Origin of the sequence: Bermanella marisrubri (assembly GCF_012295615.1) — a bacterium.
Classification (GTDB): domain Bacteria; phylum Pseudomonadota; class Gammaproteobacteria; order Pseudomonadales; family Oceanobacteraceae; genus Bermanella; species Bermanella marisrubri.
The window spans coordinates 3,074,437-3,088,653 of sequence record NZ_CP051183.1 but is presented as its reverse complement, the minus strand read 5'-3'; the positions used below and the strand labels follow the sequence as shown (position 1 = coordinate 3,088,653).

Sequence of the window (14,217 nt, the reverse complement as noted above, 5' to 3'; positions counted from 1 at the left end):
CGATTTATTTTTTAGGTTCCCGCATGACCTTGGTTTCGCTATAACGGTCTTGCCAAGCAAGATTGTCTTTATCAAACCAGATCCAGAAATATCCTAATCCTGCCAATGCAAAAGCGGGTACGGCCATCACCAGTCTTAATAGTCCTTGCAATAAAGTCAGCGGTTTACCTGTTGTGCTATAAAGCGTTAATCGCCATGCACGCATACCAAGGGTTTGCCCTCCTCTGCGCCAAAAGTGCAGATTAAACCAAACCCAGCTTAGGAACATTAACGCTGGCATAATAGGGTTATTGGCTTCTACGCCTTCACCGCCATTGATCGCGACGACAATACCACCTAGTAAAAACCAAACGGCAACGATTAGCAGGCTATCGTAGAGAAAGGCTGCAAGCCGAACTAATGGGCTCGCAGGGATGAGGTTTTTTTCTTCGCTATGCTGCGTCATGTTTATCAAGGCGCCTATGAATTAGTAGGGCACATTATAAACAGAAAATAGAGCTTTTCAGTAGCCGCGAGCGGATTTGTATTTTGTTTCCTTTACAGGCTAAAAATGAAAGCCTAATTGCAAGTGTATGTTGGCAACGTCAAGCTCGTCCGGATAGTCACCAGCAATATACCCTTGATAATGCAGTGCTAATTGCGCGGGTTTCCACGCGTATCCCAATCCAAGATCCAATACCAAGCTTGTATACTGCTCACCGCCAAAGCTAGATGAGTACTCATCATGGCTAATACCAAGTCCGCTGAAAAGCTGAAATCCTTGATAATGGTTAGTGCTGACAATCATGTCGACGGACGCACCAAAGTAATCTACATCAGGTAGGCTATTGGAAGAGACTGTTTGGATAACATAATCGTCTTCGTCAGTGTATTCAATTGAGTCGAGCGACCCTTTTCTAATGCTAAAATGTGTAGCGACGTTCTTGGATAAATTGTTTTGGAACGCTAGCTTTAATCCAGTGAAGGTTTCTGTGAAGGTAATTGTCTCTGAATAGAAACCATTGTAGATATCCATATCGCTGGATACGGTATGGGCTAACGTAGAAATATAAAATACGTTCGCAATCTTTTTGTCCGATGGAGCATCGACATTTGGCATTGCTGGATGGTTTAAAAGGGCTTTTTCGGTTGTCGCTCTGCCTTGCAACTTACTGCGACTTTCATCTGCCAAGCTATTGAGTTCTTTTTCTGTCTCACCTTGAGATACAGATTGATCAGCCACTGCCTTCTCTTTGGTTATTTTTTCAATGTCGGCCTGGTTTACGACGAATACACTGCCGCCTATCAATTCAATTTTGTAAACCCCATTACTAAAATCTTGCTCAATGAGTTCGCCTCTCAGTACGCTACCGTCTTTTTTATATATAACGTCTTGACTGGCACTATGGGAAAATGAGGATACACAAAAAGCAATGCAGAAAATTACATAGGGAAAGAATTTCATAAACGGTCCGATGTTTATTGGGTTTGTGCTGCGCATAAAAAAAGCCAGCTGATATGATCAGCTGGCTTTCACAATTCATGGTACCAGTGGGCGGACTCGAACCGCCACTCCCGAAGGAATCGGATTTTGAATCCGACGTGTCTACCAATTTCACCACACTGGCATGATCTTTCGATCGCTTATTCCCTTGCACTGAAGGTTAGCTCGCAAGCCATGAATAAGTGGTGGTGGATAATACCAGCAACTTCTTGTGAGTCAATGGCTTAGCGCTGGAAATTACAAAAATTAGGCCTTCGATTGGATTGAAAATAGGCAATTTTTTCAGGCTTGCTGTACAATACGCGCCGCAATGTCCACTAGTAGTTGGTTTCTCCATATAGGTTCCCATGAAAACCAGTGATTTTCATTTTGAGCTGCCGCAAGAGCTAATTGCGCAGTATCCCCCCAAAGAGCGCACTAGCAGTCGCCTATTGTGTGTGAACAGTGAATCAGGTCGTGCCGATATTCAGCACAAAGTATTCAAAGATATTTTGGCTGAGGTGCAACCAGGGGATTTAATGGTATTTAACAATACCCGAGTGATCCCAGCCCGCCTTTTTGGTGAGAAGGAAAGCGGTGGCAAGCTGGAAGTCTTGATTGAGCGTATGACCGGCACGGATACGGCATTGGTGCACATGAAATCTAGCCGTAGTCCTAAACCTGGCAGCACCATTACCCTCGAAGGATTAAAAGTCAGCGTTGAAGGACGACAAGATGCATTGTTTGAGCTGAAGTTTCACCTCGCTCCCGATCAGGATTTGGTTCACTGGCTCGAACAAGTTGGACATATGCCATTACCGCCCTATATGGAACGGGAAGATGAAGATAGCGATCGAGAACGCTACCAGACGGTTTATAACGAAAAGCCCGGCGCAGTAGCCGCGCCAACTGCGGGTCTTCATTTTGATGACGCACTGTTAAATGCTCTTAAGGACAAGGGTGTGGGTATTGCCTTTGTAACTTTGCATGTAGGAGCCGGTACGTTTCAGCCCGTCAAAGTGGATGATGTGAACGAACACAAAATGCACAGCGAATATTTGGAGGTATCCGAAGAAACCTGTGAAGCCATCCGCAAGACCAAGGCTCTAGGCAAAAAAGTGATCGCGGTGGGAACGACATCGGTTCGCTCTCTAGAAACCGCTAGTCAATCGGGTGAAATTCAGCCTTATCAGGGTGATACTGAGATCTTCATATATCCAGGTTATCAGTTTAAGACGGTAGATCGTTTGCTAACGAATTTTCACTTGCCGGAATCCACACTCATTATGCTGGTCAGTGCTTTTGTTGGTCGCGGGCCCATATTGAATGCGTATGATGAAGCGGTGCGCGAACAGTACCGCTTCTTTAGCTATGGCGATGCGATGCTGCTTGACAAAAATCCAAATGCCGAAGCGCTTTGGGAAAAATAGACGAATTATTCACAACTGCCCGAGGTGACATAGGGCAATTTATCAAGGGTGATCAATCTATATTGACTGGCCCTGAGGAAGCTTCATGAGTTTTATGAAATTTGATGTCAAAACCACTCAAGGCAAGGCCCGTCGCGGAACCTTGAGTTTCCCTCGTGGGGACATTCAAACCCCAGCATTTATGCCGGTTGGTACTTATGGCAGTGTCAAAGGCATGCTGCCAAGAGATGTTAAAGATACTGGTGCCGAAATTATTCTAGGTAATACCTTTCATCTTTGGTTGCGTCCAGGTACTGAGATTATTGAGCAGGCCGGAGATCTTCACGATTTTATGCAGTGGGATAAGCCTATTTTGACAGATAGCGGCGGCTTCCAAGTTTTCAGTCTTGGGAAAATGCGCAAAATTACTGAGCATGGTGTGACGTTCCGTAGCCCTGTAAACGGCAACAAGGTGGAATTAACCCCTGAAAAATCCATGGAAATTCAAAAGTCTTTGGGTAGTGACATTGTCATGATTTTTGACGAATGCACGCCGTATCCTGCTACTGAAAAGGAAGCCAAAGACTCTATGGAGATGAGTTTGCGTTGGGCTAAGCGTAGTAAGGATGCACATGGCGATAGTCCTTCAGCATTATTTGGCATCATTCAGGGCGGCATGTATGAAAATTTGCGTGACGAGAGCCTTGCTGGTTTGACCGATATTGGCTTTGACGGTTACGCCATTGGTGGTTTGTCTGTTGGTGAGCCTAAAGAGGATATGGTGCGCATTCTGGATCATCTCGCTCACAAAATGCCCGAAGACAAGCCTCGCTATTTAATGGGTGTCGGCAAACCTGAAGACTTGGTAGAAGGTGTGCGTCGTGGTGTGGATATGTTCGACTGCGTTATGCCTACTCGAAACGCCCGCAATGGTCACTTATTTACCAGTAAAGGTGTGTTGAAGTTACGCAATGCGGCCAATAAAACGGATCATGGTCCAATTGATCCAGAATGTGATTGCTACACGTGTCAGAACTTTAGTCGTGCTTATTTGCATCACTTAGATAAGTGCAAAGAAATTCAAGGATGCACTTTAAATACCATTCATAACCTCCATTATTACCAGACCGTCATGGCAGGTTTGCGCCAAGCCTTGGAAGAAGGTAAATTGGACGACTTTGTTAACGAGTTCTACGCCAAGCAGGGGAAAGACGTTCCCCCACTGTCGGAATAATGAGCGGAAAAACGATTTATATTAGAGGAAGAAAAACTATGTCTAAATTAATGCTATTACTGGCTGCTTTTGCACCTGTTTCTGCCATGGCTGAGGGCCAAGCTGCACCGCAAGGTGCTGGCGGTATCGAGCAGCTTATCTTCTTGGGCGGTTTCGTACTGATCTTCTATTTCTTGCTATGGCGTCCACAATCAAAGCGTGCAAAAGAGCACAAGAACTTGATTGCATCTCTTGAAAAAGGTTCTGAAGTCGTGACGTCTGGCGGTATTGTTGGTCGTATTACTAAAGTTACTGAAGAGTTTGTTGTACTGAAAGTTGCTGACTCTGTGGAAATGCCTGTACAAAAGCAAGCGGTTGCTGCGGCTTTACCAAAAGGCACCATTAAATCTATTGCTGAGTAAATCATCAGCTGTAAAGGCCGGATTCTCCGGCCTTTACTGTTTTTAGAACTCGCTAAATCGCCTTAAAAGAATAAATGATGGCCAGCTCAACAAACGGGTTAGGTCTTATTAGGAAGTCACTTATGCTGAATAAGTATCCTCTTTGGAAATACTGCCTGATTCTTGTAATCAGTGTGCTTGGGGTTGTGTACGCACTACCTAATTTATACCCGCCCGATCCTGCGGTACAGATCACGCCGGCGCAAAGTGGCGATGCGGTTGATCAATACACGTTAAGTAAAGCATTGGATGTTCTGGATGAAGCGCAAATTCAATACTTTGGTGAGGAATTGCAAGAGGGTAAAACCGCGCTAATTCGTATTAGCGATGAAGAAAAACAGTTGCAAGCAAAAGGACTTATTCAGCGCGAGCTGGGTGACGGCTTTATTGTGGCATTGAATTTAGCACCGACAACACCGCAATGGTTAGTGGACATGGGTGCAGGTCCCATGACATTAGGTCTTGATTTAAGTGGCGGTGTGCACTTCTTGATGGAAGTGGATATGCAGCAATTCCTAACTCAGCGTATCGATGGCTATCGCGATACATTGAAGCGTAACTTCCGTGAAGAACGGTTGCGCTATAAGCGTGCGGTTTTAGACGAAGAAAAACGTATAAAGTACGAATTTATCGACGAAGAAACCCGCGATAAGGCGGAAAACTTCGTGCGTCGAGAGTACGCAGAGTTCTTAACAGATACCCGTGACGAAGAGGGTCGTCATTGGTTAGTCCTAACGATGACGCCGGCTAAAATCAAAGAATTGGAAGATTATGCTTTAAAGCAAAACTTAACCACTATTCGTAATCGTGTAAACGAATTGGGTGTGGCGGAGCCAATGGTACAACGCCAAGGTCGTAATCGAATTGTGATTGAGCTGCCTGGTGTTCAGGATACCGCAGCCGCGAAAAAGATTTTGGGTAAAGCGGCAAACCTTGAGTTCCGATTAGAAGCTAAACCAGGTGCGAGTCGTTTCAGCTCAGAAGAGTTTGAATTTAAAAATCCCGAGCGTGGTCGTACTTCTGCCCGCTTAGAAAAATCCGTTATCGTCACCGGTGATAATGTTTCTAACGCGCAACCTGCATTCGATGAGAATGGTCAGCCTCAAGTTAATATTACCCTAGACAGCACCGGCGGTGCGCTAATGGGTAAAGTCACTAAAAAAGCGATCAAGCGTCGCATGGGTGTACTTTTCATTGAGCATAAAACTCGCACCCGTTACGTGGAACGTGACGGTGTAGAAGTTCCGGTAGAAGATAAATACACCGAGAAGAAAATTATTTCTCTGGCCACTATTCAAAGTGCATTAGGTAGTTCGTTCCGCATCACAGGTTTGCAAGCCGCGGAAGCATCCGAGCTCGCACTGCTATTGCGAGCAGGTGCTTTAGCTGCGCCGATGTACTTTGTAGAAGAGCGCACAGTGGGCCCAAGCATGGGTAAAGAAAACATCGATTTAGGTGTGACCTCTGTGAAGTTAGGCTTAGCATTGGTGTTGATCTTTATGATCGCGTATTACCGAGTATTCGGTTTGATTGCCAATGTAGCGTTGGCAGTGAATTTAACCTTGTTGACCGCTGTTATGTCTGCGCTCGGGGCGACACTCACGCTACCCGGTATTGCAGGTATCGTATTGACTGTGGGTATGGCGGTGGATGCCAATGTGCTCATATTCGCGCGAATAAAAGAAGAATTGAAATCAGGTATGAATGTGCAGCAAGCTATTCATAGCGGCTACGACAAAGCGTTTCTAACCATTTTGGATGCGAATATTACAACACTTATCGTAGCAATTATTCTATTTGCTGTAGGTACCGGACCGGTTAAAGGTTTCGCCGTGACTTTAAGCATTGGTATCATTACTTCAATGTTTACCGCGATTATGGTGACTCGTGCATTGGTTAATTTGATTTATGGTGGTCGTCGTTTACAGAAGATCGCTATCGGCGGGGGCGTATAACCATGAGTGAAGCGAAAGATATTAATTTCATGGGTGGTCGTAAAATCGCGGCCTTCCTATCCATCGCATTAATCGTCATTTCTTTGGGTTCACTAATCTTCCAAGGTTTAAAGCTTGGTTTGGATTTTACCGGTGGTACGCTTATTGAAGTGGCCTATGAGTCCAGTGCTGACGTCAATTCTATTCGTGAAGATTTGGTGGCAGCTGGCTACAAAGATGTGGCTGTGCAGCATTTTGGTAGCGAAGAAGATGTGCTGGTGCGTATGCAAGAGGCTTATCGCGCTGATTTAGGTGATGAAGTTTTATCTACATTGCGTGCAAACACTGATGAAGATATTCAGTTGCGTCGTTCAGAATTCGTAGGTTCTCAAGTGGGTGAAGAACTTCGCGATGATGGCGGTATTGCTATGTTGCTAGCGCTGGCGGTTGTTATGATATATGTGGCAGCTCGTTTCCAGTTTAAGTTTTCGGTTGGCGCTGTTGCCGCCTTGATGCACGATGTGATTATTGTGTTAGGTATCTTCAGTTTATTGCAAATTGATTTCGACCTAAATGTATTGGCTGCCTTGCTTGCGGTGATAGGTTATTCGCTCAACGACACCATTGTTGTGTCTGACCGTATTCGCGAAAATTTTCGGATCATTCGTCAGATGCAGGCCATTGATATTGTGAACCGCTCGTTAACCAATACTTTGGGTCGTACCTTGGTTACCTCCTTAACCACATTGCTAGTTCTATTGGCGCTACTTTTTGTGGGTGGGGAATCCATTCACAATTTTGCATTGGCGTTAACCATTGGTGTGGTTGTGGGTACCTACTCCTCTATATATGTTGCGTCAAATATCCTGTTGGCCATGAATATTACTCGTGATGATTTACTTCCACCTGAAGAGGAAGAAGATCCTGAATTGGCAGAGCGTCCATAGCTACATTCAAATTACGAGCTTATTAAAAAACGGGGCGCTATGCCCCGTTTTTTATTGTTGATGAATTTGGCTGAAATTCCCCTTTCTCTTTTCTTTTGTGTTGAGCACACTTGTGGGCAAAAAAATAAAAAGGTGATATTTGAAATGCGCTATGCTTTTGTTCTGACATATATCGCACTATGCTTTTTTGCAGCCGCTGTGATAACTCTTCCTAACGTCCCTCATAAAGCCAAATTTGAAGAAAAAGCTACACAATACGATGTAGAAATTATTCGTGATTCGTTAGGAATTCCTCACATATATGGACAATCCCATGCGGATACCGCGTTTGGTCTAGGTTATGCTCAAAGTGAGGATGACTTTTCAACGCTACAAACCGTTATCTTGGCAACCAGAGGCACATTAGCCGCTGAAAATGGATATAAAGCAGCCAAAACCGATTTTGTTGTTCAATTCATGGGTGTGTGGGACGCAGTAAATAGTCGTTATGAGCAAGATGTGCCTGAGCATATTAAAGCGCTTGCTCAAGCCTATGCCGACGGCGTCAATTTATATGCAGCGCAAAACCCGAATGAGGTGAGCGATTTTTTATTACCTGTAACAGCCAAAGACTTGATCGCCGGTTTTACTTTCAAGACACCTATGTTCTATGGGTTTGATGATCAGTTGGGAAAATTAGTCAATGCCGATGAGCCATTGGCTTTAGCAAAACAAAATGAAAACGCACTATTGGTAACACCGCAAGAGTCACTGCCTTTAGGTAGCCAAGGTATTGCCATCGCACCAAAGCGGTCGGCGGATAACTCAACATATTTATTGGTCAATAGCCATCAACCCCTAACAGGCCCCGTTGCTTGGTATGAGGCTCGACTACATAGTGCAGAAGGCTGGGATGTGGTTGGGTCAACATTTCCTGGCGCGCCTGTGATTATTCACGGTCATAATCGAAATATAGGTTGGTCCAATACCGTAAATAAGCCCGACTTGGTCGATTTCTATAAGTTGATAATCAATCCTGATAACTCTAATCAATATAAGCTCGATGATCAGTGGCATGATTTTGAAACCAAACAAGCGGAGATGATCGTTAAATTTTGGGGACCGCTACGCTGGACTTTTAATAAAGATATAAAACTTTCACAGCATGGCCCAGTAATGGAAACCGAGCATGGAGCCTACGCGGTGCGCTGGGCGGGCATGAATGAAGTAAGAACTCTCGAATTTATGCATGCTGTTAATATGGCAAAAGATAAAGATGAGTTCGAAGCAGCACTGGCCATGAATGCGATGCCATCGATTAATTATGTCTACGCAGATATAGATGGCAATATTGCTCACTACTATAACGCCATGTTTCCAAAACGGATTAGTGGATGGCAGTGGGACAAGGTTTTGCCTGGCGATAACAGTGAATTGATTTGGCAAGGCTATTGGGATTTCGACATGATGCCCAAGACCATTAATCCACAGTCAGGCTTTGTTTACAATGCAAATAACCCACCGAATATGTCTACAGATGGCGATGATGACGTAGATTTGGCAGATTATCCTGCATCTATGGGGATAGAGACTTTTATCACTAATAGAGCCTATCGAATCGAGGAAATTGCCAAGTCGCTGGATGCTATTAGCTTTCAGGACTTAAAGAATTTAAAGTTTGATTTAAATTATAGCGAACAGTCGAATCAGATTAAGCAACTGAAATACTGGTTGAAAGCTGTCGATACAAGTGTGCTAAGTCCGCAGGAAAAGCAAGCATGGAAAGATTTACATGAGTGGGACTACTCCACCGATAAACACAATGAATTGGCCGCATTAGCGGTAATGACATTAGATCCTGTACAAAAAGCTCGAGGAAGCGATGTTGACTTGAATGAAACAACGAAGGCTTTTCAGTCAGCGGTCAAACAGTTAACTCAATACTATGGGCGTCATAAAGTAAAATGGGGGGGCGTGATGCGACTGCAACAAGGGGACGTTAATCTACCCATTGATGGTGGTCCGGATATCTTAAGAGCTGTTTATGGAAAGGGTATGAATGAGCAGGGGCAAATGATTAATCGTGCTGGAGATGGTTTTATGATGTTTGTTCGTTGGGATCAGAAAGGACAAGTATCTAGCCAAGCTGCACACCAATTTGGAGCTGCATCAACCAGATCAAATAGCACCCATTACAATGATCAAATGAACGCATTTGTGGAGCATGAATTACGCGAGGTTATACTGGATAGATCTAAGGTTAAAAATACTGCCAAATCGATTTATCATCCTCTAAATCCACAAAACTAAATTTGACTCTACAAGAGAAAAGAAGGTATCAAAAGATACCTTCTTTGATGATGCGAAATCGAATGGCTTTGTTCTCTTTATTAGCTCCAAAGAAACTATTGCTATTACCCTCTAAGAACTCGATAGATATTTGAGTTTTAAAGTTATCGAACCATTCGTAGCTTAATTGTGGTCGAACAAAATATCCTTCACTGGCTAAATCAAAAGCTAGGTCTATTTGCAGTTCCCATTTTGGTAAGTTGTCCATTCCAAAGCGTGTGAATAATGTGTTCTCAAAAATATGATCAAAATCATTTGTTTGATATTGGATGTCAGTAATTGCATGCTGGTAACTGTACTCCAATAAGAGAAATAAATCTTTTTCAAATATTATATTTTGGAATGTTCGATCTATGCCCAAAACCATATGTAGGTAGGGGTCGTCTATATAGGGATCTTCGCCTTCATTATCGCTAGTGTGCTTGTAAGCAAGTTCGCTTCTAAACGTGTAGTCCTCGATTAGCCAAGCACTGTCAAATCCGATGATGTGTTGCCGATAAAATGTTGGTTCTAGGAATACTTTGACAGTAGTACTATTGATAAACTGATTGCTTGTATAAAATAGTGGTACGTCATTCCATCCGTAAAAGTAAGATACCGCCCAATCAAATCCTCGACCGCGATGGCTCCACTTCACACCAGTTTGCCAATTATCAATACCAGTCTCTGGTTGATTAGCTTCGACTACAGTGTATTGGATATCCTGACCCAGTGGGGTTTGGCTTGGCAAATTGGAAAACCATATACTTTCAGGCTTGGGAAGTTCACTATCAATAAAATAGGGTAGTACAATCCATTGTATCTGTGATGTTTCAAGGTAATAACTTAGGTTAAAACCAGCAACTGGTAAATCTTCGTTATCATCATCCAATGGATCGCGAAAATCTTGTGGTGAAAAGTCCAAAGGATTGACAATGTCTGCGCGTCCCCAATTGATATATTGTAACCCGCTACGTAAATCAAAACGTAAATGCCTATAGTCAATATATAGTTCAGATAGTCTTTCTTGATCTCGCGTATCCCCTGGATCAGATCGTCTAAAGCTAATAGCAGTAAAGAATCTCATATCATGATTTATAATATGTTGATAATCTAGGTTGACTCTGCCAAAAACAAAAGATTCATCATCGGTCTCTTCTATTTCTGGATAGGTAATCCATTCTACCTCTGTTTGATAACCCAATTGCGCAAAAACGCAATTGGATATGCCGATCATCAGACACAGCGTAATGTAGAATCGAACGTACATTACCAGCCTCTCTCTAGAGATCGCATAGAGAACTGATTACTTGATAAACCTTTGTTGATCAAATAGTCCTCATACGTTAGCTGAGTTTGGTGTCCGGTTTTGAGGTTTTTCATTGTGACTTTATGGGAGCGACTTACATCTGTTCCAGATACAGGGCGGATGTTTTCCGCGATAAGAGTCTTAACGTGTTGACCCGCTTTATTAAAATAAAACGCTTTTGCTAGAATATAGTTTGTACTCTCGATCCATAATAATCGTCGACTATAACCAGATTCGTTTAACGTTTCTTCGTTGTTGGCTATGGCCTCTATTTTATAATGTTTAGTGCCATTAATGATCTCTTCTCCTAATAAGGAATAGCTATATTCTTCAAGATTCTCTGTCGATAAGTCTTCATAGCTAAAGTCTGTTCCCATAAAGCTATCGCTTTGATTGGCAGCGCTGATACGCCGTGAGCGTTTCAAGGCAGGTAGGTATAACCACTGGTCGTCATCATTATTCAAATTTTCGACTGTGAGTAATCCGGTACCTGCAACGTTTTTAGGGCTTTTAAACTTAATTAATGAGCTTTGCAATTCATTATTATCCGTTTTGGTGCTTATCAATATGGTTCGCTCGCGAACGTCATTTTGCTTGTTGATAAGTCGCATTCGAACAGATACTTGTTCATCTTGAACTTTTAGCTGCGCATCATTCTTTTTCATGATTTGGAATGCTGTTAATTCAGCATATGCATTACTCATCGATAAAAAACTGAAAAGTATAAGAATTATTAATTTCATGGTTTTCTCCTAGTTAATGGATTCACAGGCATTGTCGGTATTTACTTCAATATTGGTTTCCTGTTTGTTAAGTAAAGGCTTACCAATCAAGCTGATCACGCTAGGAAAAATAATTAACGTAGCTAATGCACTTGAAATCATCATGAGCGAGATTAACCATCCAAAGAATTGAAGTGGCTGAAACCCCGAAAGTATGAATACCGAGAAACCCGCGACGTTTGATATAGTGTCGTAAAGTACTGCTTTCCCTGCAGTCTGACTGGTAATGATCATACTGTGGCTTAACTCTTTACTGGCTCTATATTCTTGTAAAAGACGTTTCAAGTAGTGAATGGTGAAATCGACACCAATACCCACACCGATAGCAGTGACAATGGCCGTACCTACATCAAGACGAATACCTAGGAATCCCATCATAGATAGCGTAATTAGGGTGGCGATGCTAAGTGGAATGATGCTAAGAATACCGCCAACACCAGACTTGAAAATAAAGCTACAAAATAGAAATACAACGATGACACTAGCGATAATGTTCCATACTTTACCCTCAACAATATATTGGATTTGAGCGAGCCAGAACATGACATCGCCACCAAAGTCGACAGTCAGTGCAGAGTCAAAAGTTTTATCAGCCTGCTGTTTTAGTTGTTTGTATAAAGCTTTATGATCTTCCTGCTCCGAGGTTGTTAACATAATACGGATTTTTAATCGCTGATTTGGATAGTCAATTAAATTACTTTGGTCACCAGGGTTGCCTGACATGCTATACAGCAACTGGTATTGAGCGATTGTGGATTCATCATCTGGTATGCGTTCATATGATTGCTTGTTTTCATGCATTGCGCTATTGATACGTTTAATTACATCTGCAAATGACAGGCTATAGCCAACGTGTTCTAGGGATTCAGCATAGTCTTGAAATTGTGCTACTTGTTTTAGGTAGAGGGGAGATTGCATACCATCTTCTGTCGGAGCCTCTATCATGACATCCATATAACGAGCGCCACCTAATTGATTATTGAACTCTTCAAACGCGATTCGCAATCGATGTTCCGGTTCGAAGTACTCAATAAAATCCTGTCCATACTTTAGTTGGCTGAGCCCAAAAATAACTGAAGCAGATAGAGCGATGATTGTAGTGCCGACCATCAAGTGTCTGTGCTTTAGAGAAAAAGTTGTGATACTGGATAAAAGGCTATCTAACTTTCTATCTATTTTATTGAATCGATTGCCCGCAGTTGGCTTTAAAATGGATAACCATGCAGGGATAAAAACTATCGATAATACCGTCGCGGATAAAACACCAATTGCCGTTGCTAAACCAAACTCTTGTATGGAGGTTACTTTAAATACGATTAGGGTTAGTGCGCCAAGAGCTGATGTAGCACCGGTCAATATGATTGCAGGCGATATATTTTTAATGGCTTCAGCAGATGCTTGTTTTTTGGACTTTCCTTTATTGACTTGTTCATAGTATTGAATCATCACGTGGATGCCATAAGAACTGGCCACAGCGACCATTAACGCAGGCAGTGCAGAGGAAACAACGGTAACAGCTAAGCCTAACCACCCCATAGCGCCCATTGTCCAGATAATGCTGAGTACGACTACGCTAAAAGGAAGAATAACGCCTCGCATGGTTCTAAGAGCTAGTAGAAAGCAGATGAGGATTAGGGCAAGAGCGCTAGGCAATAATATTCCTGTATCTTTTTGAATCCCACTATCAATCTCTTGAGCTTGTATGGCATCACCAGCGACAAAAAACTCCAAGTCATTATTTTGATATTTGGACACTAAATCAAAAACAGCATTAGTTACTTGAGTTTGGTTGTATCCCTCCTCAACGTAGGCTGATATGGCAACAAAAGTTCCATCTTTAGAAACTAAACGACCATAAACCTCATCATTTTGAATGACGTCTTCTTTTAATTGACGCATCGCTTCTTTGGAGTTAGGGATTTGCTTTAGGAAGGGGTCTCGCTCAAGTCCCCACTCTCTTGCTGTGAGATTTTGGAAAGTCGATAGACTTGTTACTTCGTCACTAATAACGAAAGGAATTGATTTAATCGCCTCGGATATTTCATCGATAAGAATCAACGTTTTTTGATTATAAATTGAGTCAGGATTCTTGATACCAATAAGTATGATACCTTTTTCTCCAAACACATCATCTAATCGCTCATTGGTAGCAACAATTTCATTGTCTTTAGGTAATTCTGATTCTTGATTATTATCTATTTTCAGCTGGCTTAAACCACCACCTAAAAACAAGGTAACCAATAAGAGTAGTACTAAGGTTTTGATTGGCCTGTTCGTGACGAATTCAAATATCCGATTTATAACAGTACGCATGTTCCTGATCTCGTTTTATTAGGGTGCCGTTAAGCTATGGGTGCAAGAAAAAATGAACAAGCGTTAAATATTTTTATATA

11 protein-coding genes and 1 tRNA gene are annotated in these 14,217 nt (G+C 42.5%); 6 read left to right on the top strand and 6 right to left on the bottom strand.

Going from position 1 to position 14,217, the window contains the following annotated elements:
• Positions 1 to 4 precede the first annotated feature (4 nt).
• The 3 genes from HF888_RS14380 to HF888_RS14370 form a co-directional block, all read right to left on the bottom strand.
• Positions 5 to 445 carry an RDD family protein gene (locus HF888_RS14380; protein WP_007018631.1) on the bottom strand — a complete coding sequence of 147 codons (441 nt, stop codon included), beginning with the start codon at positions 443 to 445 and terminating at the stop codon, positions 5 to 7.
• A gap of 99 nt (positions 446 to 544) precedes the next feature.
• Positions 545 to 1,444 (bottom strand): hypothetical protein, encoded by a 900-nt coding sequence (locus tag HF888_RS14375; protein WP_007018632.1) that lies wholly within the window; start codon positions 1,442 to 1,444, stop codon positions 545 to 547.
• 78 nt (positions 1,445 to 1,522) lie between these two features.
• Positions 1,523 to 1,607, bottom strand: a tRNA-Leu gene (locus HF888_RS14370).
• A 223-nt stretch (positions 1,608 to 1,830) separates the two neighbouring features.
• Here HF888_RS14370 and queA point away from each other — a divergent pair.
• The 6 genes from queA to HF888_RS14340 all read left to right on the top strand — a co-directional run bounded on the left by queA (position 1,831) and on the right by HF888_RS14340 (position 9,715).
• The gene (queA, locus tag HF888_RS14365) at positions 1,831 to 2,892 is read left to right on the top strand and encodes a tRNA preQ1(34) S-adenosylmethionine ribosyltransferase-isomerase QueA (protein WP_007018633.1); all 1,062 of its coding nucleotides are present in this window, start codon (positions 1,831 to 1,833) and stop codon (positions 2,890 to 2,892) included.
• 94 nt (positions 2,893 to 2,986) lie between these two features.
• Positions 2,987 to 4,105: a tRNA guanosine(34) transglycosylase Tgt gene (gene tgt, locus HF888_RS14360; RefSeq protein ID WP_007018634.1), complete on the top strand. Its 1,119-nt coding sequence runs from the start codon at positions 2,987 to 2,989 to the stop codon at positions 4,103 to 4,105.
• Between the two features lie 38 nt (positions 4,106 to 4,143).
• A complete protein-coding gene (yajC, locus tag HF888_RS14355; protein WP_007018635.1) occupies positions 4,144 to 4,506 on the top strand; it encodes a preprotein translocase subunit YajC in 363 nt (120 codons plus the stop codon).
• A 122-nt stretch (positions 4,507 to 4,628) separates the two neighbouring features.
• On the top strand, positions 4,629 to 6,500 hold the full coding sequence (gene secD / locus HF888_RS14350) for a protein translocase subunit SecD (RefSeq protein WP_007018636.1): 1,872 nt from the start codon (positions 4,629 to 4,631) through the stop codon (positions 6,498 to 6,500).
• A gap of 2 nt (positions 6,501 to 6,502) precedes the next feature.
• Positions 6,503 to 7,426, top strand: coding sequence for a protein translocase subunit SecF (secF, locus tag HF888_RS14345; RefSeq protein ID WP_007018637.1), 924 nt, complete (start codon positions 6,503 to 6,505; stop codon positions 7,424 to 7,426).
• Positions 7,427 to 7,570: 144 nt separating this feature from the next.
• A complete protein-coding gene (locus tag HF888_RS14340; RefSeq protein WP_040297977.1) occupies positions 7,571 to 9,715 on the top strand; it encodes a penicillin acylase family protein in 2,145 nt (714 codons plus the stop codon).
• Positions 9,716 to 9,743: 28 nt separating this feature from the next.
• Here HF888_RS14340 and HF888_RS14335 read toward each other — a convergent pair whose 3' ends face one another.
• Genes HF888_RS14335 through HF888_RS14325 form a run of 3 tightly spaced genes read right to left on the bottom strand, consistent with a single transcriptional unit; the run spans position 9,744 to position 14,137 of the window.
• Positions 9,744 to 11,003 (bottom strand): DUF1302 family protein, encoded by a 1,260-nt coding sequence (locus HF888_RS14335; protein ID WP_007018639.1) that lies wholly within the window; start codon positions 11,001 to 11,003, stop codon positions 9,744 to 9,746.
• Positions 11,003 to 11,785, bottom strand: coding sequence for an outer membrane lipoprotein-sorting protein (locus tag HF888_RS14330; protein WP_007018640.1), 783 nt, complete (start codon positions 11,783 to 11,785; stop codon positions 11,003 to 11,005). Before HF888_RS14330 ends, HF888_RS14335 begins: the two co-directional genes overlap by 1 nt.
• A 9-nt stretch (positions 11,786 to 11,794) precedes the next feature.
• Positions 11,795 to 14,137, bottom strand: coding sequence for an efflux RND transporter permease subunit (locus HF888_RS14325; RefSeq protein ID WP_007018641.1), 2,343 nt, complete (start codon positions 14,135 to 14,137; stop codon positions 11,795 to 11,797).
• Positions 14,138 to 14,217: the final 80 nt, after the last annotated feature.

Excerpts from the sequence above, each read along its gene's own strand:
- HF888_RS14380 (WP_007018631.1), bottom strand. The coding sequence starts at position 445 with ATGACGCAGCATAGCGAAGAAAAAAACCTCATCCCTGCGAGCCCATTA.
- HF888_RS14375 (WP_007018632.1), bottom strand. The coding sequence starts at position 1,444 with ATGAAATTCTTTCCCTATGTAATTTTCTGCATTGCTTTTTGTGTATCC.
- queA (WP_007018633.1), top strand. The coding sequence starts at position 1,831 with ATGAAAACCAGTGATTTTCATTTTGAGCTGCCGCAAGAGCTAATTGCG.
- tgt (WP_007018634.1), top strand. The coding sequence starts at position 2,987 with ATGAAATTTGATGTCAAAACCACTCAAGGCAAGGCCCGTCGCGGAACC.
- yajC (WP_007018635.1), top strand. The coding sequence starts at position 4,144 with ATGTCTAAATTAATGCTATTACTGGCTGCTTTTGCACCTGTTTCTGCC.
- secD (WP_007018636.1), top strand. The coding sequence starts at position 4,629 with ATGCTGAATAAGTATCCTCTTTGGAAATACTGCCTGATTCTTGTAATC.
- secF (WP_007018637.1), top strand. The coding sequence starts at position 6,503 with ATGAGTGAAGCGAAAGATATTAATTTCATGGGTGGTCGTAAAATCGCG.
- HF888_RS14340 (WP_040297977.1), top strand. The coding sequence starts at position 7,571 with ATGCGCTATGCTTTTGTTCTGACATATATCGCACTATGCTTTTTTGCA.
- HF888_RS14335 (WP_007018639.1), bottom strand. The coding sequence starts at position 11,003 with ATGTACGTTCGATTCTACATTACGCTGTGTCTGATGATCGGCATATCC.
- HF888_RS14330 (WP_007018640.1), bottom strand. The coding sequence starts at position 11,785 with ATGAAATTAATAATTCTTATACTTTTCAGTTTTTTATCGATGAGTAAT.
- HF888_RS14325 (WP_007018641.1), bottom strand. The coding sequence starts at position 14,137 with ATGCGTACTGTTATAAATCGGATATTTGAATTCGTCACGAACAGGCCA.